We start from the raw sequence: 18357 nt of genomic DNA, 5'->3' as shown, positions 1-18357 counted from the left end.
TGACTTGTTCATAATATCATTAATTCAAAAATATTTCAATTGAAAAATATTTAACTTTATTTTAAAAATAACTTCATATTTATTAACAGAGCAAAACATTAAAACAAATAGCAGCGTATGCTAATTTATTTTTTAAATTTAATTGTTTTATTAAGACTATCTACCTCACACATTGTACCTAATGGTATCGTAGACGTAGGAATGCAATGCCCGCATTTTATGTTGTACATAACAGGTTTGCTAAGTCCTTCAAAGAATTCTTTCATCAAATCATCGATTCCATAGGAAGGATCACGATGATTTTTACACTCTAAAAAATCACCTATAATAATTGCAGCAGCATCGTTTATTTTATTTGAAAATTTTAATTGATACAGCATTCTGTCAACCTTTGTGATATTTTCATGTATATCTTCAAAAAACAGAACTTTATCTTTTGTGTCTATCTCATATGGGGTTCCGATCATAGATGTTAATAAAGAAAGATTTCCTCCAACAATAGTTCCTTCAGCCGTCCCGTCACATATAACTCTGAAATCCTGACCTTCCGGATTCTTCAAATAAAGCTCATCTCCCATATTAATTGCATTTTTGAAGCTTTCCCTTGAAAAGTCGTCAAAATCGTTAATCATATTTGACTTTACCATTGGGCCATGAAATGTCACCATATCTGCCTTTTGGTTGAAATATACATTTAAATTGGTAACGTCGCTGTATCCTACGAATATTTTTGGATTGTTCTTCACTATATTTAAATCAATCTTATCAATAACATGGCTGCTGGTATCTCCACCTCTGATACAAAATATGGCCTTTACTTCCTTGTCCGAGAACATTTCGTTTATATCACGAGCTCTTTCCTCTCCTGTTCCTGCCTTATAACCGTGAAGGCTTTTATATGTGGACCTGCCCATTCTTACCTTGTATCCCATATTCTCCAAGAATTTTCTACTGTGATCCGCCTCTTGTTGTGTGACAGGAGAAGACGGGGCAACGATTGCAACTTTGTCTCCTTTTTTTAATTTTTCTGGAAATATCATATTTAACTCCTAATTTTTTTATGATTATTTTATTATATGCTTAAATTATCCAAACATTATATTTGTTACAGCAACTGCAGTTAACAGTTCAAAAGCAGATAAATTAATTCCATAAAAACCAGTAGATTTATTTATTACATTATTATAGCACTTTTTGCAAATTTTTCAATATAAACTCAATTACATCGAGACTCAAATGTAAAAAATGGCTTATCGTTTGATTTTTTTCAATAAAAAAAGAAAAAAGCGTATGATTAAAATAAAGGGGGACGTTATATTTAAAAGTTACACGCTCTTTTCTTTTGTTTTATTATTGGCAGTATTCATTTTATTATTCACTTAATTTTTAAATTTTTCTTCATTAATTTTAAGTATTATAAACATAAGTATCATTACAAATTCATTCGAATTTTGAAAGTCTTATTTCCGCTTTAAATAAATCTCCATCAATAATTATATTCAAAACTCCATTCTGAATTTCCATAAGACTTTTTGCTATGGCAAGACCAAGCCCGCTGCCCTCAGAGCTTCGTGATTCATCTCCTCTTTTAAATCTCTCTAATAGCTCATCTGCAGGTATATTCAACTCATGTGCAGAAATATTCTTAAAACTGACAATAACTTCTTTATACTTTTCAAAAATATCTATATATACTCTGGAATTTTTTAAAGCATACTTAAATATGTTTGACAGAAGGTTTTCTGTTACACGGCTCAACAGCCTTCCGTCAGCTCTGGCATAAATTCTGTCATTCTCAGTACTGACTTTTAGCATGAGCCCTGATTCTTGAACCTTTTCATCTAATTCACCTAATATTTGAGAAATTAAAGCATTAACGTTCACTCGTGAAAAATTCGGTTCAATACTTCCGCTTGTTGCCTTAGCCGCCTCAAATAAATCCTCTGTCAATGTTTTAAGTCTGTTTGACTTTCGATCCAACACATCAAGGTATTTAGGTGCATTAGCAGATGTAAGGCCTTCTCTTTTCAAAAGATCTACGTATGATATAATTGATGTAAGCGGCGTTTTAATGTCGTGGGACACGTTTGTAATCAATTCAGTTTTAAGTCTCTCACTTTTAACCTCATTTTGAACGGCTGCTTTCAGTCCGCTCGTCATATCATTAACATCTTTCGCCATCAATCCAAACTCACCAGGTCCGTCCAGCTTTATTTTATAATCATAATTTCCGGTCTTCGCTACCTTAAGTCCTTCTTGTACAGTCTGGAACTTTCTTACCTTTGTATACACATAGTAAACTGTGCCTGCTGATAAAGGAATTAGTAATACCGGTGCTTTTGAAGAGTAATATGAAGTACCAATTAAAATAATAACTGCAGCCATTGATTTAATCATAAGCGGTCCGCCTGATGCAATCTTTACAAACATTCTTGCTGTATATAAAAACACCAAGTATATGAAAGAATGTTTAACCACTGTTCCACTCTTAATGTGCCTTACAATTGAATAAAACATCATTAAAAACAACGATGATAATACAGCCGTAGACAGCAGCATGACAAATTTCATGATATTTTCACTTGTATACCTCAAATCTAATACGGCATAAAACTGAGTAAATCCAAGTGTGACTATTCCCACAATTAAAATAAGACTTATATCTGAATAAATCCGGTCAATAAATTGCATATGAACTTCTTCGTCACCTGTTACTCTGCCTGCAACCACCGTCAAATAAACAAAGCACATCAGGACTATGATTACCGATAAAGCTATAACAAAAGAATTTTTTATAAGAATAATTCTATCTTTATTCCACTGCTCAACCCTTTTCAAAAGTCCTTCCTCAGTAATAGCGGCATAAATTGAAATTTTATTTGTACCGTCCTCTATATCTTCCAGCGTATCAATCAGCGAAGCTGAATAGCTGCTGTATCCGTTTTCCGGGTAGAGAACTACTCCTTTTTCGTCTACAAGAATATATACATTTTGTAGTTTATAGTAATCTCTGCCCGGGTTATTTGTATTTGTTACTTCTCTTTTTCCGTCAGCAGCATAATAAATTAACCCTCCATACTCATCGAGATTTTCCATAATTTGCTCATAAGTAGTTAAATCAGATTTCATTATGGAAGTTTTAATATCTTCTATGGCTTCTCTTTTTTCAGCCCAGAAAATATCTCTTGCCTCACCGCTGTCATCCAAACCCTTCTCAGCAATAAAATTATTGTAAAGATTTTTAAGCTGCCAGCTATCTTCAATATCAAGTTTATTTACTGTACCTCCGCTCAGTATATAATCCTTGCTTTTATAAACTCTGAGCACATATTCTAGTCGATTTGCCACATAGCGAAGTTCATTGCTTAAGGTGTTGCTTTTCATATAGTTTTTGACTGTAATACTTTCATAATTTTTCACATTCTCATATACTGTCAAAGCTGATGCTGCTCCAATCAACAAGAATACGACAAGCAGTATGAAGGCCAAAATTTTGCTTAAAGCTTTTCTGCTATATGTCTTCCACTTTGTAACCAACACCCCACACCACCTTCAGGTATTTTGGATTCTTAGGATCAATTTCAATTTTTTCCCTTATTCTTCTTATGTGAACAGCTACTGTATTTTCGGGATTAAATGACGGTTCGTTCCATACCGCTTCATAAATATCGTCAATAGAAAAAACCCTTCCTTTGTTCTTGGTTAAGAACAGAAGAATTTTGTATTCAACCGGCGTCAGTTTAACTAATTCTCCATCGATTATAACTTCTTTTCTTTCGTCATCTATAACAAGGTTTCCGGTTTTATAAAAGTTACTTTTCTCACTGTCTATAGCTCCGCCCAGCGCGGTGTACCTTCTAAGCTGCGACTTAACTCTTGCAATCAGCTCCAAAGGATTAAACGGCTTAGTTATATAATCATCCGCTCCCATATTCAGACCGAGAATAATGTCTGTTTCTTCAGATTTTGCAGACAGCATTATTACGGGAATGTTTTTTATTTCCCTGATTTTGGTAGTTGCCTTTATTCCGTCCATTTCAGGCATCATTATATCCATTATTATTAAGTGAATGTCATTGTCTTCAACTGTCTTTATTGCCTGAAGACCAGAATAGCACTTCAATATATTATAACCTTCATTTTTTAAATATATTTCTATGGCCTCAACAATTTCTTTATCATCATCGCATACTAATATGTTCATAATGTCCTCCTTGGTTGATAATACATTATAACATTATTTATAATAAATCAACAAAAAAATGTACTGTGTCAAAAAAACCATTAAGGCTGCTGAAAAAGCAGCCTTGCGTTGTTCTTAAGTAGTAAACACCTGTTTTATTCAGCAAATTCCACTCTATAAGCATTTATCTGAGCCGGATAACTTTCCATAATTTCACCGCCATAGGTTATTTTTACCTTGCTTCCTACGACAAATTCGGATAAATCATCTAGCACAGCACCATCTATAGCTACCCTTACAACTATTTTATCACTTGAGTTTAATTCACTTTGTCCTTCATCAGGTTGAACCATGATTGATGTCCTTTTATTTTCCAGGACTGTTGCCGTAAAATAGTTCTCTACATCAGCAACTTCTCTGCCCTTTAAATTGTTTACAATTATTACAGCAATTAATGCCAAAAGCAGAACCGTTATTATAATAATTAACTTCTTATTCATATAATTACCTCCTTTTATATCAGACGTAATATATTTTAAAAAGTTCATTATACCGATTCTGCTACCATAAATAATTTGTCGGCCAGTTTTTCCAGATAAAGAATTACTTCTTTCTTATCTTTTATCTGGGCATCATCCGAGAGTCTGCTCAGATAGTCCCAAAACGCGGCGGACATATTAGGTTCATTTATTGCAAATGCTGAACTTGGCGGACCCGACTTTGAGACGATTATGCCCCTGTCCTCTTTCCCGTAAAGAAAAATATCATCTTTTCTGCCTCTATTCAGCAAAACATTATAATTCTTATATTTTTTTAGATTGTATATGAGACTTTCAATATGTTCTGAAAATTGTTCCTTTGTATAATATAGTTCTCTTCCGAAAATCATATCTGAATAAGGAAGAGTAACCGTTCCTTCAAATATCTTTTCAATTGAAGGTATAGAAAGTATTTCAGTTATATTTGCATCATTGATGATATTTTCGAAACTTTCTTTACTTTTGTTATAAATTTTTACAAATAAATTATTTTTTGTCAAATTCATAATTTCTTCCGCCATGCTACATGGCATTGTCATAATGAAAGGCACCTGCCCTGTAATAATACACGTGCATTTCTCTTTTTCTATTTCTTCAAATAAATTCCAAAATTTATTGTAGTTAACCGTATTAAAAATTTTCATTAGAGGTCTGCACAATGTGTAATAATTGTTATATTCTATTGTAAGTGAATTTACTGCAACTTTATCGGTAACGAAAAAATTCACCATGTCCTGAAACTTATCCTGAACTGATGTTGAAACAACAGCTGCGGTTTTAGGAGCTATAAAAAGCGTACGCTTGAAGACCCCGTCTCTGATTCTTGGATAATAATAAGGTTCAATAGCCCCTCCTATATATACTGGAAGCCATTTAGCCAATGCCTCAAGCATTTCGTTTATATCTCTGTTTATAGTATGAATTATCTTAATTCTATTTCCCTTTGACAGAACTCTTTTCAGCATTTCTGCCCACATAATTGAAAATTTTCTGTCTCCGTAAAGCCATGACAACTCTTCGTCGCTAAAAAGCAGCAAAGTCTGAGGTTTTTCGGCATCTGCAACCATAGAAAGGAAGCGTACTACAGCCTCTCTTTTTCCCTCCAAGCCGTAATAATATTCCTTGTCAATATAATTTTCACTGTCTGCACCTTCTCCGTGTACCATTGCATCATTTCTGGTTGTTCCCGCAGTAAAACTGTTAAGAATTTTCTCCACAGACGGCTCGCTTATTTCCTTCTCCTCCATCAACCATTCGCAAATCATCCGTGCAGCCATATTATAATCATTCGGAAAATAATCATACGAATTAATTGCCTCAAGTATCATATTTTTTTGATATTCTTCTTTAATTTGTCGTGCGAAATATTCTGACATTGGCAATAAATAGTTCTGTTTTTTGGGAAGCTTTCTCTCCCCTCTTCTAAGCCGGCTGACATGTGATGCATCAAGAGATACGTTATGCGCAATAGTGCTGTTTGACGTATTTGTTATATTCATCAGGAAATTAAGCTTGTAGGAAAACATTATCATCACCTCAGTAATATTGTACTCCATATGACAACATACGTCAACAAAATTGACACATATTATATACGCCTGAAAGACGAGAACGGTAATTACTATGATGACGGTACGATATATTTAGACTGCTACGATCCATACTTGCATCTTGAATCGAACGGTATGCCTCAAGATGTATGCACAAATATTTCATCTCTGCCATTTGACATGACTTTGAGTGGTGCAGACGGAAATGGGCTTGCACCGATTGATGCAAGCCCATTTCCTATTTATAACTCTGCAGCCCTTCTTTGACTGCTTCAATAACATCATTTTCTAAATCCAGCCTGTAATTTCTAGAAATTGTTTTTCCCGGCTTTGTCATATCATAGTCCTGTCCGTTCCATAGAACAGCAAGCTTAATTCTATCGTAGCCGGATATTCTCTCAAACATATCCTTAAACCATTCAGCTTTGTTACCTCCTAAGGAAGCACCGCTGAATTCTGTTATCATCATAGGATGCTTAAAATGGCGTACATAATCGTAATAAAAATGATCATAAGCCTGAGAAAAGCTTCTCCACGTCTCTCCTTGATAATAATTACCTGTATTATAAGAAGTCAATCCTACTATATCCACATATTCGTTTCCCGGGTAATAATTTAAATAGTGATTATATGCAAAATTCGGAAATGATTTTTCGTTAGGATTCCACACAAAAATAACATTATCTACTTCATTTTTTTCAAATCTGTCATATATGTATCTCCAGCATTCAATAAACAAATCCGTGTCCTTGCCAACCTTGTGAGCTGAATACCAAACCCATTCTCCATTCATCTCATTATTTAATCTAAAAAGCACTGGGTAATCATACTCATTAAAGCTTTTTGCCAGTTCATCAAGATAATTATCATAATTGCCCTTAAGTATTTCAAGAGTAATGTCTTTTTCTTCTCCGTCAATTAAGTCCGTAGTATACAATCCGTATTCCACTACCTTCCCTTCCTGCTTTGCTCTGTTCATATGCTCAGTTTTAAATGGAAGCTGAAAAGAGTTGTAAAGCAACACCACGGGAAATTCATAATTAAACATATTCTCCAGCTGCTTCAATCTGTATGCGTATGTAGGATACGTTGGCTCAAAAATCCCAAAATGCATTTTGTCATTGTTTATAAAATATTTATCATAAAACTCCTGAGTTTTTTCATCAAACTTCTTTTCAACAGGCTCGAACACGGCATCTTCTTTTATTTCAGATGTTTTATCAATTAACTTAAAAGATGGCATTATGTATTCTATGTATATCTGCTGCGAAGACTTCATAAATACTGTTATAAGCTCCTTGTAGGATCTGGCAAATGTAATCATCGCATAATAATTTCGATCATGCCCTTTGCCTTCTATTTTGGCCCTCTCATAAAGAATTATATGGCCGTTCAATCCATTAAAATTATAATTGTATTCATCGATTATTTTAAATTCCGGGTTATTCCCTATTCCTCTATTTCCGTAGTCGATATAAGTTGTAATGTTGTTGTTCAAGTCATTATAGAAGCTGTCATATAAAACATCCACAACAATATCATCTGATTCAAACCTGCTTTTTACGCTTACAATATCTTCGCTTAGCTTCAGATTGTTCAAAAGCACTATTTCATATCCATAGGCATTGTTTACATATTTATAGTAATTATCAGAGTACGGAACTAAAACAGTGCTTTCCGAAAGCTCTTCTGCAAATGCATTGCCAGCAGTCATCACTATAAGAACTGAAATTAAAATCAATATTTTTTTGAAATTCATATTTACTCTCCTGATGTTATTTTAAAAAACATTCAAATCGTTATAAGCAGTATTAATAAAAAATGCCAATATGCAATTCTATCAAATGTGGTAATGTATGTCAATAATTTCAAACAGCCTTAAAAGCAATTTCAAAACCATTATAAATACATTCTCATATATTATACGTGGAAATAAAATGCACATTGTTTAAAAATGACCGCTATGATATAATTCATTCATTATATTGGAGGGAAATAATGCTTTCTATAGGTACACTTAAAAGAGGATTCGTAAATGGAGTCAAAACTCTGCTTGATCTTACAAAAATTTTAGCGCCCGTTTATGTTGGTGTGCAGATTCTTTCGGTTTCAGGAATTTTAAATGTAATGGCACAATTTTTTTCACCTGTAATGTCTGTTTTCGGCCTTCCGGGAGAAACATCCCTTGTATTAATCTTAGGATGGGCTTCCGGTACGTATGCAGCGCTAGGCGCACTTGCTGCCATAAATCTTACAGGAATTCAAATAACAACTATTGCTATTATGATATCAACTGCACATAATCTTATAACCGAAGGGGCTGTTGTCAAAAAATTAGGAGTAAGTATGTTTACCAGTATTTCACTAAGAATAATAATGTCTCTTATACTGGGATTCTTATTTTATAGGATGTTTGGGGGATTTTAATGGAAACGGTTTTAGAAATATTATTAAATTTAACTTTATTCATATGGAGCATAGCAAAAGTTCTGATACCTTTGATGATAATAATTGAAATATTTAAGGATACAAAGATGATAGATAAAATATCACACATGATAAAGCCTGTCACCAATTTTTTCACCATAAGCGAAGATTCAGGAATTTCACTTGTCTTTGGGCTGATATTCGGCCTGACAATAGGAGCAGGCGCAGTTATTCAAAGTGTTAAGGATTATAATATTGACAAAAGAAGCGTATTTCTGGTAACAATGTTTCTTTCAATGTGTCATGCAGTATTTGAAGACTCTATGATTATGGGGGCAGCAGGAGCAAACCCATTTGCTGTGTTAGCAGCAAGAATTTTATCTGCCATATTCGTTACTTTTATTCTTTCCCGATTCGTTAAAAAAGATATTCCTTTAAATGATATTCAAAAAGACGGCTCGTATTGATTGACTAAAATCAATACAAACCGTCCCTATTTTTCTAGTTGGAAGATAAATCTTTCAATTCTATTTCTTCGTTCCCACTATAAACCGCAAATTTATTAAATCCAAATCCAGCAAACTGATTCAGCTGTTTTCCAAGTTTCTTAGCCTTTTCATATACTGATACTGAATATCCCTCTTCTCTGAATTCATCAGCTTTCTTCATAACATCAATATATTTGCTCGATCTTTCATAAAGCAGCACTACTTTTTCTTTTGCAGGCACCTTGAATTTTTCATCCATCAGCTGATTAACAAGCCTTTCAAACCCTATTGAAAAACCTATGGCAGGAACTTTTTCTCCTATAAAATTACCCACCATTTCATCGTACCTTCCACCTCCTGCTATTGAATATCCAAGGTCCTTGTATGCAATTTCAAAAATCGAACCTGTGTAATATCCCATTCCTCTTATTAAAGTAAAATCAAACTCAATATCATACTTTCCGTTCGCATATTCTCTTGAGCTGTCTAAAACATCTTTAACTTCATTTACGACATCCTGAGAAACACCGTATTCCAATAGGCATTCGGTTCCCTTATCATTTATGTTCCTAAGAGCCTCCATTATGTTTAAGATTGAATTTTCTTTATACTCTTTACCCTTAAGCTCTTTTTCAACTCCATCAAATCCGATTTTGTCCAGTTTGTCTACTGCAATGCACACACTGTCAAACTCTTCTTCTGAGAATCCACAATTCATTATTACCGCTTTTAAAACTCTTCTGTCATTAAACCTAACTGCAAAATTCTTAACTCCAAGGGCATTCAGCGCCTTGGCAGTTGTGGCTATCAATTCAAGTTCTGCAGCGTTGGTGCTATCCCCTATAATATCTATGTCGCATTGCTTAAAGCTCCTATACCTTCCTTTTTGTGCTCTTTCCGCCCTGAACACATTGCCCACCTGCATTGCTTTAAAAACTGAAGGAAGGTTCGATCTGTTATTGCAGTAAAAACGACTTAATGGAACTGTCAGGTCATATCTCAACCCTAAATCGGCCAAATCATCTTCGTTTAAATCTGCTTTTGTAAAGTCAAGCTTTTCTCCTCTTTTTAATATTTTAAATATAAGCTTTAAATTCTCTCCGCCCTTGCTTCCGATTAAATTTTCTATATTTTCAACAACAGGCGTTTCTATAAGTTCAAATCCGCTTTGTTTATATGTACTCACTATAACGCCTTCAACATAATCTCTTATTTCTTTTTCCTGAGGTGTTATATCTCGCATCCCCTTTGCAGGGTTTGTATTAACTTTCATTTTTCCTCCCGTATTTTTTCCATTTGTATTTTTATTAATGTTAACAAATAAATTATTGATTATCAACCTTTAATTTAAATGTGTTTTTAAAAATTCCTTATTTATTTCTTCAGGCACCAGACACCCTCCTGTGGCCCAAGATATATGCACTGCATTTTTAATATTGCTTACCAAATCATGCTTCCTTATATATTCTTTTCCTTCATCAGTTGTTTCTATTTTTACTATTCCCTCAAATGCTGCACATGCTGACGGTTCAATGTTAATACTTTCCGTATTATGAAGCATTCTCATATAGTCATATAGTTTGTAATCTTCAATAGTAAAAATTCCGCTAAGCAAATTGTCCATCATTTTGCCCACAAGCTTTGAAGGCCTTCCCACCGCAAGCCCGTCTGCGTGAGTTCTGCCATCTATTCCAAGATCCTGCACACATATGTCATTATGAAGCCCTGTAGCCATACCTGCCAGCATTGACGGTGCATGTGTAGGCTCAACAAAAAAGCAATGAACATTGTCTTGATAAACCGATTTCAACCCGTAGGTGATTCCACCCGGCGCACCTCCTACCCCACATGGCAGATATACGAACAAAGGGTGGTCTTCATCTATTACTATATTCATTTCATCCAGCTGCTTCTTTAATCTTCTTGCAGCTACTGAATATCCTAAAAATAAATTCATAGAATTCTCATCATCAACAAAATAACTCATGGTATCCTGGTCTGACATCTTTCTTCCTTCTTCAACAGCTTTAGAAAAATCGCTGTCATATTCAACCACCTGCGCACCTTTTGATCTCAATAAATCCTTTTTCCACTGTTTTGCATCTGATGACATATGTACTATAACGTTAAAACCCATTGCGGCAGATGTAATGCCGATACTCAATCCAAGATTTCCTGTAGAACCAACTTGTATTTTATACTGATTAAAAAAATCTCTGTATTTCTGCTGAGCCATTATAGAATAGTCATCATCTTCAGAAATCATGTTATTCTTTAGAGCCAAATATTCGGCATATTTCAGCACCTCATATATTCCTCCCCGAGCTTTAACACTTCCGGCAATTGCAAGGTGGCTGTCCATTTTCAAAAGCAGTCTTCCCTGGATTTTTGTACCACAATCTTGTACGAGTTGGCTTTTCATATTCTTTATTTCTTTAAGCGGAGATTCGATAATACCATGAGATGCCTCTGTTTCAGGGAAAAGAATTTCTATTAGAGGTGCAAATTTGGCAAGGCGCATTTCTGCATCGTCTATTGCCGATATATCAACTGGTGTATTTTTTGCAGCTTCTCTATATGTGCTTAATTCTGGATTAAGCCAAAATACTTCCTTCAATTGAGCTGCCTTTTTCAATGTCAAATTATTATTTATTATTTCATCTTTGTTTATCATGAAACCCTCCTTAAAATTCGCGAATCATCATGCGCCTTACTTATTTGTCACAGCTTCACAATAGGCGTATATTTTCTATATAGGGGCGGAGCTTTACTTCTCCGCCCATTCAATGGTTATTATATCATATTATTACCATTTTTTATATTAGAATTATTATCATTTATATCAAAATCTGCTCAGTTGTGGTTATGATTTCGGCAGATTTTACTTCCACTAAATCTCCGCTGTTTGTATTAAATAAATTTTTATCTATAATATTATCCATAACAGTTCTTACATCAATGTCGGTCAACTCGCTCTTAGGTTCATCAACTGTCAATGATAATGTTGATCCGCCGGCAGTTTTAAATTTCATTAATAGTTTTTTTGACATTATATCACCCCTTACAGAAATTTATTGTTATGATGGAAGCTTTCTGCTCCCTAAATTAAATATTCATTTTAATTATTATTCTATTTCATTTACAAGTTCATATTCTTCGTATCTTACAAGACTCTCAAGTGAAAATGACTGCATATCACTTACTGCAGTTCCTAAATCATATAAATCTTCATTAGTTGCCGTTGGCTTGATGCTTGCAAGAGTCTTACTTTTAGTAATATTTTTATTATTTTCATCAAGACCAACATTGAAAACCATCTTTAGCTTTGAATTTGCTTGGTTTACAGCTATTGCCATAATATCACCTCCAAATGATTCTACCTCTATATAGCATTTAAGCGCCGATTATATTGATTTAATTTCCGCCTCATGTTAATATGAACTAAATATATCAACTCAAGAGGTAATTATGCATAAAACACTGCTGAAAGAGTTAATTTCCTTAATAAAAAAGATAGATTTGCACGATTATATAACAAAGGTAAAGTACGTAATCTATATTTTTTCAAAAATTATATACCAATGCAGGGCATCGGAATCAAATGTTTCAAAAGAATTATTTCTTTTAAATCATACCCCGAATTTTTTGCACAACAATAAGAATATATTTAATGAATATGAAATCTTTAATCTCAACATTTCCGGTGTAGAGAGATCAATATTTAATTTAATCAAAGCCAACAAAGATAATATTGATTTCAATAATTTTAAACCTGCAGAGTTATATGAATCCATGCTTACCGCTGGTGAAAAGAAAGTTTTGGGGCAGGTTTATACACCTATTAGCATTATCAATAGAATGCTGGATCAATTATTTGATTTAAATTTAATAGGCAAAAATACCAAATTACTTGACCCTTCATGCGGAGGCGGATATTTTCTAATAGAAGCGTTCAAAAAAATCAAATCTAACTTTGGAGATGAAATTGACGATAAACATATTATTGAAAGCATGCTGTTCGGTATTGATATAGACGATTTTTCTATATTTATGACTAAGGCCGGCTTAATGTTTGCAGGATTCTCAATAGAAGCTGATTTTAATGTTTTCAGGTTAGATTATTTAACTGATTCTTTTGAAATGAATAATTTTGACATAATAGTCGGAAACCCTCCTTATGTTGGTCACAAAAATTCTACCTGTGAGTACAAGAAAGCTCTGTATGAGAAGTACTCTGAGGTGTTTTACAACAAGGCTGACATATCATATTGCTTTTTTAAAAAAAGCAGGGAAATTCTTAAACCGGGTGGAGTAATATCATTTATAACTTCAAGATACTTTATGGAAGCCCTATATGCAGACAGAATAAGAGCATATATAAAAAATAATTTCAACATAATATCTCTTGTTGATTTCAGCGGAAACAATATATTTAAAGGGGCTATGGTAAGTCCGGCCTTAATAACATTGGAAAATAATGGATGGAACAAAAGCGATTTTTCATACGTCATAATTAATAGTGATAGTATTGAAGAAAAATTCTCATATAGTCAGGACAAGCTTAAAGATACCGGATGGACTATACTTAAGCATGCTGACGAACAGCTTTTCAATAAGATAGAAGAAAAATCAAACATAAAAATTCAGGATGCATGTAAGATTAAGCAGGGAATTATAACCGGGCTGGATAAAGCTTTTATTGTTGATAAAAAAACAATCGAAAAATATAACATTGAAAGTGATTTACTCAAAAAATGGATAAAAAACAGCAACATATCAAAATCAGAAGTGCAATATAATAACTTATACTTGATATATTCCAATATAATTAATGAAGAAAAAAATTATCCCAATGCTATTAAGTACCTTTCCTTCTATAAGGATAAATTACAAAATAGAAGAGAATGTCTGAAGGGATATAGAAAATGGTATGAACTTCAATGGGGACGTATTCAATCTGATTTTGATAATCCAAAAATAATATTTCCGTTCAAATCCACAGGCAGCAATTTTTATTTTGACACAAATAAATATTACTGCAGTGCAGATGTATATATTATGAATAATTTCAACACACATATTCCAGTAAATTATCTTTTGTCATACTTGAATTCGGATGTTTTTGAATTTTACTTTAAGTGTCTGGCAAAAAAAGTAGGGACAAATATTTATGAATATTATCCCAATAAATTAAGTGAAGCTAAAATATATTTACCCCTTGAAAAAGCTCAACAAAATATATCTGATTTAGGAAAAATTAGTATTGATATTTTACTAAAAAAGGTGTTTAATATATCCGAAGAGGAGGTAAATATAATTTATAAATACGTTCATGAAGGGTGATAATGCAAATTGAAAAAATTTATTAAGCTATTATTATTAATTACTGTTTTTATTGTGTTATCCGTTCAGCCTGCAATGGCGAAAACTGTATATTACGATACTTATAATCATTGGGCATCAAGTGATATTGATTTTACGTCCAACACATTGAAAGTCTTCAAGGGCTATGGAGACTTCACGTTCAGACCGGAAAATAATATTACCAGGGCTGAATTTATAACTATCCTTGCAAAAACAGCTTATCGACAAAACAAAATGAATGAAATTTACACAAGCGATATGCCATACAGCGATATGACAAATCAGCACTGGTCTTATACATTTATTATATCAATGTATGAGCACCTGAAACCAAACCAGGATTATACATTTGAAGACATATTCCCGGGATCGAATTTTTACCCTGACAAAGCGATTACAAGGGAAGAATCCGTTGCATTAATTGCTGCCTTCTGCAAAGATGCAATATATGATAATCCTTTAAATTTTAATGATATTCGCAACAATAGCAAATATTATAATGAAATAAAAAGACTTTATAACGCAGGAATAGTTTCAGGATATGAAGACCGTACATTTAAAGGCAATAATAATATTACAAGAGCAGAATCTGCTGCATTAATTAAAAGAGTTTATTATGATATTAAAACCAGTGATCAAAGCAATTATTTAACCAAACTTGAATTTCTCCCCATAAAAGGAGAAGAAATATATTCATATTTTGGCAGTTATAATTGGAATACCGCAAACAATAATGATAAAAGGTATATAAAGGCTAAAGATACTCTGGAGTATGTTTCTTTCGGAGGGTATATTTTTCCTGAAGATAAGCATTTATACGACTTGAATGCTGTAGAAACAATGGAGGCATTGCGTTCAGAAGGATACTCCAATATAACCGGAACGAATTTTTACCTTATTACTTTCGGTAATTATTCAGATGATGAAAAATCACAGTTTGCCAATGACATGCTTGCAAATGTTATTGAACGAAATGATCTGAAAGATTCAGAACTGATGCAAATATTTGCTATGGCCAGCAAGTATGCTGTTCAGGAAGATTTGTACATGAGCGCACTGGAGAAATGGGATAGTCTTACTTCAAGCAACAACGCAAAAGCAAATATATTATTTTTTAGGTATGCTTTTTACATTAAAAATAATAACGAAGAAATGCTTAAAACCTTAGTTTATGATGATCTAAAAAAAGCAAATAACATACCTTCTCTCCTGAACATCAACTGGGGTTTAGCAGCTGGATCGGAAAAAACTGATTTTAGAAATTATACATTCGGTAGTTATAGTTTTTCTCTTTATAAAGATACCACGCTTTACAGGTATACACTTAGCCCGGTAATGCCTGTCAGCAGCAGCTCGAAAATTGTTGAACTTGTTAATCTGCTTATGATTGAGAAGTCTGTCAAACCTTCTACTGAAAGCTTGACAAACTACGAAAGCATTTTCAGCAAATATTCCTTGAACCGATTATATGTTTTAAACTTCATAGGCGAAAAGGAAAGAGCCTTTGTAGAAGGAATCAATGATTATGAAATTATCAAAACATTTGAAATCTATGAAACAAACAAATTAGTTATTGATGATACCTACACCGGAATTTTGAAAAAAGTAAAAGAATAAACAAAAACCTCAATGGTTTCTTCTCCATTGAGGTTTGTTTTTTATGTATTATGCATACAGCTTAATTATTTCAATTAGTATCTGAACAACTTTTTCCATAGACTGTACAGGTATATACTCATATCTACCATGGTAGTTATGCCCGCCTGTACACAAATTCGGACAAGGAAGCCCTCTGTACGACAAGCTTGCACCGTCAGTTCCCCCTCTTATTGGAATTACCGCAGGCTCAACTCCTATGTTTTTCATAGCTTTTTCAGCAGTTTCAATAATGTGCATATGCGGAAGAATTTTTTCTTTCATATTATAATACGAATCTTTCAATTCAACCTTGACGGTTCCTTCTCCATATTTTTCATTTAAATATTCAGATATTTTATTGAATCTATCCTTTTTGACATTAAATTTATCAAGATTGTGATCTCTTATTATGTAATTCAAATACGTTTTTTCAACGTTTCCGCTAATATCATCCAAATGATTGAACCCTTCGTAATTTTCCGTATTTTCCGGTGTTTCTCTAGAAGGCAGCATAGCCTGAAACTCCATAGCTATCAATATTGAATTTTTCATTTTGTTTTTTGCTGAGCCAGGATGAATGTTCACTCCACTTACCTCAACTTTTGCACTTGCGGCATTAAAATTTTCATACTCTATTTCTCCAAGCTCTCCTCCGTCGACAGTATACGCAAAATCAGCTTTAAATCCATCTATGTCAAACATTTTTGCTCCGTTGCCCACTTCTTCATCTGTCGTAAATGCTATTTTTATGTCTCCATGCTTTACATCAGGATTATTTATAAAATATTCAGCCATTGACATTATCTCAGCTATGCCTGCTTTGTCATCAGCACCAAGCAATGTTGTTCCGTCAGTCACTATAAGATCATCGCCGACATAATCCAATAAATGCTCAAACATATCTGTTTTCATTACAATTTTCTTTTCATCATTTAAAACAATATCTCTTCCGTCATAATTTCTGACTATTTTAGGCTTAATATCATTGCCCGGCATATCAGGAGCTGTATCTATATGGGCAATAAAACCAATGGCAGGAACCTTTTTACCTGTATTAGAAGGAACATTGCCGTATACATAACCGTGATCATCCATAAAAGCGTCTTTTATTCCCAGTGATTTCATTTCCTCAACCAAGTATCTGCCAAGATCTTTTTGCTTTTCACTGCTTGGAACAATTTCCAAATCAGGAACTGATTGAGTATCAATTTTAACATAATTTAAAAATCTATCTTCTATTTTCATAGTTCCGTATCCTTTCTACATTTGTTTGCTTGTTTATTAATAATTATATCATATCACTGCTAAATTGCCATATCAATTTATTTTTAAAAGCCCTTAATTGTACCATTATAAGCATGTCATTACTTTCAGCTTTATTTAACAATTGAATTTAAAAATAAAATATAATATAATTGGGTAAATGATTAAATGAATGCGGAGGTATAAAATGGATTTTGTAAAAGAAGCATATAAGGTAAAAAGCGAGACCATAATTAAAAATCTAAAAAAAAGATTTATGGATGGTTACTATGCTGATACAAAGGAAGAAGCTGTAAAACTGGTAATGTCATTAATTGGTCATGATGATATTGTATCATGGGGGGGCTCTTTAACTATTGATGAATTGGGAGTTAAGAAGCTTCTTGAAAAAAAAGGTATCTCTGTTATTGACCGTGAAAAGGCAAAATCTCCCGAAGAAAGAGTTAAATTCATGAAGCAGGCTTTAACTGCGAATGTTTTTTTAACAAGTACAAACGCAATAACAATGGACGGCGAATTAATGAATGTTGATGGAAACGGAAACAGAGTTGCCGCCTACTGCTACGGCCCCGACTCAGTAATTGTTGTAGCCGGAATGAACAAAGTAGTCCCGAAGCTGGACTATGCTTTGGCAAAATTAAGGACAGATGCAACGGTTCCAAATGCAGTAAGATTCAATGCTCAGACACCGTGCAGATTTACAGGAAAATGTTCAGAATGTACAACCAAGGACACTTTATGCAGCCAAATATTGATTACAAGATTCTGCAAACCGCAGAACCGAATTAAAGTAATACTTGTTGGGGAACATTTAGGATTTTAGTTTAAATTCAACTGAATGACACTGTATCGGACTTTACTTTACAGTTAATGTGTGGCAGGCAGAATTTTTGCCTGCCCATTTA

Annotated in this window: 17 protein-coding genes; 6 read left to right on the top strand and 11 right to left on the bottom strand. The window is 33.5% G+C overall.

Features of this window, described 5'->3' with window-relative positions; genetic code table 11:
• Nucleotides 1-125 precede the first annotated feature (125 nt).
• The 5 genes from ACS3UD_RS02275 to ACS3UD_RS02255 form a co-directional block, all read right to left on the bottom strand.
• Nucleotides 126-1040: a S66 peptidase family protein gene (locus ACS3UD_RS02275; RefSeq protein ID WP_308137948.1), complete on the bottom strand. Its 915-nt coding sequence runs from the start codon at nt 1038-1040 to the stop codon at nt 126-128.
• Nucleotides 1041-1440: 400 nt separating this feature from the next.
• Nucleotides 1441-3540: a HAMP domain-containing sensor histidine kinase gene (locus ACS3UD_RS02270; protein WP_308137949.1), complete on the bottom strand. Its 2100-nt coding sequence runs from the start codon at nt 3538-3540 to the stop codon at nt 1441-1443.
• On the bottom strand, nt 3512-4204 hold the full coding sequence (locus tag ACS3UD_RS02265; RefSeq protein WP_308137950.1) for a response regulator transcription factor: 693 nt from the start codon (nt 4202-4204) through the stop codon (nt 3512-3514). Before ACS3UD_RS02265 ends, ACS3UD_RS02270 begins: the two co-directional genes overlap by 29 nt.
• 134 nt (nt 4205-4338) lie before the next feature.
• Nucleotides 4339-4683 (bottom strand): DUF3221 domain-containing protein, encoded by a 345-nt coding sequence (locus ACS3UD_RS02260; RefSeq protein WP_308137951.1) that lies wholly within the window; start codon nt 4681-4683, stop codon nt 4339-4341.
• A 47-nt stretch (nt 4684-4730) separates the two neighbouring features.
• Nucleotides 4731-6278 carry a hypothetical protein gene (locus tag ACS3UD_RS02255; RefSeq protein WP_440977723.1) on the bottom strand — a complete coding sequence of 516 codons (1548 nt, stop codon included), beginning with the start codon at nt 6276-6278 and terminating at the stop codon, nt 4731-4733.
• Here ACS3UD_RS02255 and ACS3UD_RS02250 point away from each other — a divergent pair, their 5' ends adjacent.
• Complete coding sequence (locus tag ACS3UD_RS02250) at nt 6279-6539, top strand: hypothetical protein (protein WP_308137953.1); 261 nt, start codon at nt 6279-6281, stop codon at nt 6537-6539. It begins immediately after the preceding gene.
• Here ACS3UD_RS02250 and ACS3UD_RS02245 read toward each other — a convergent pair.
• A complete protein-coding gene (locus tag ACS3UD_RS02245) occupies nt 6511-8031 on the bottom strand; it encodes a glycoside hydrolase family 26 protein (protein WP_308137954.1) in 1521 nt (506 codons plus the stop codon). The genes ACS3UD_RS02250 and ACS3UD_RS02245 overlap by 29 nt on opposite strands.
• A 239-nt stretch (nt 8032-8270) precedes the next feature.
• On the opposite strand from ACS3UD_RS02245, the gene ACS3UD_RS02240 reads away from it, so the two are divergent.
• A complete protein-coding gene (locus tag ACS3UD_RS02240; RefSeq protein WP_308137955.1) occupies nt 8271-8699 on the top strand; it encodes a nucleoside recognition domain-containing protein in 429 nt (142 codons plus the stop codon).
• A complete protein-coding gene (locus tag ACS3UD_RS02235) occupies nt 8699-9166 on the top strand; it encodes a nucleoside recognition domain-containing protein (RefSeq protein WP_308137956.1) in 468 nt (155 codons plus the stop codon). The genes ACS3UD_RS02240 and ACS3UD_RS02235 overlap by 1 nt, the downstream gene beginning before the upstream one ends.
• A 34-nt stretch (nt 9167-9200) precedes the next feature.
• On the opposite strand, the gene hisS is transcribed toward ACS3UD_RS02235, so the two are convergent.
• From hisS to ACS3UD_RS02215, 4 genes are all read right to left on the bottom strand, one after another.
• Nucleotides 9201-10460, bottom strand: coding sequence for a histidine--tRNA ligase (gene hisS / locus ACS3UD_RS02230; protein ID WP_308137957.1), 1260 nt, complete (start codon nt 10458-10460; stop codon nt 9201-9203).
• 69 nt (nt 10461-10529) lie between these two features.
• Nucleotides 10530-11858 carry a D-serine ammonia-lyase gene (gene dsdA / locus ACS3UD_RS02225; protein WP_374049917.1) on the bottom strand — a complete coding sequence of 443 codons (1329 nt, stop codon included), beginning with the start codon at nt 11856-11858 and terminating at the stop codon, nt 10530-10532.
• 166 nt (nt 11859-12024) lie between these two features.
• Nucleotides 12025-12237 carry a DUF2922 domain-containing protein gene (locus ACS3UD_RS02220; protein WP_213926208.1) on the bottom strand — a complete coding sequence of 71 codons (213 nt, stop codon included), beginning with the start codon at nt 12235-12237 and terminating at the stop codon, nt 12025-12027.
• A gap of 75 nt (nt 12238-12312) precedes the next feature.
• Complete coding sequence (locus ACS3UD_RS02215; protein WP_308137959.1) at nt 12313-12543, bottom strand: DUF1659 domain-containing protein; 231 nt, start codon at nt 12541-12543, stop codon at nt 12313-12315.
• 112 nt (nt 12544-12655) lie between these two features.
• Between ACS3UD_RS02215 and ACS3UD_RS02210 the strand changes: the two genes are divergently transcribed.
• Complete coding sequence (locus ACS3UD_RS02210; RefSeq protein ID WP_308137960.1) at nt 12656-14530, top strand: Eco57I restriction-modification methylase domain-containing protein; 1875 nt, start codon at nt 12656-12658, stop codon at nt 14528-14530.
• Between the two features lie 9 nt (nt 14531-14539).
• Nucleotides 14540-16168 (top strand): S-layer homology domain-containing protein, encoded by a 1629-nt coding sequence (locus tag ACS3UD_RS02205; protein ID WP_308137961.1) that lies wholly within the window; start codon nt 14540-14542, stop codon nt 16166-16168.
• Nucleotides 16169-16216: 48 nt separating this feature from the next.
• Here the strand turns inward: ACS3UD_RS02205 and pepT are convergent, their stop codons facing one another.
• Entirely contained in the window at nt 16217-17434 is a 1218-nt protein-coding gene (gene pepT / locus ACS3UD_RS02200) for a peptidase T (protein WP_308137962.1), read from the bottom strand.
• Between the two features lie 205 nt (nt 17435-17639).
• On the opposite strand from pepT, the gene ACS3UD_RS02195 reads away from it, so the two are divergent.
• Nucleotides 17640-18275 (top strand): lactate utilization protein, encoded by a 636-nt coding sequence (locus ACS3UD_RS02195; RefSeq protein ID WP_308137963.1) that lies wholly within the window; start codon nt 17640-17642, stop codon nt 18273-18275.
• Nucleotides 18276-18357: the final 82 nt, after the last annotated feature.

The sequence above is a fragment of the Sedimentibacter sp. LTW-03 genome (genome assembly GCF_052059825.1).
Taxonomy (GTDB): domain Bacteria; phylum Bacillota; class Clostridia; order Tissierellales; family Sedimentibacteraceae; genus Sedimentibacter.
Note: the sequence above shows the minus strand (reverse complement) of the source record. Positions and strands in the feature narration are given on the sequence as shown.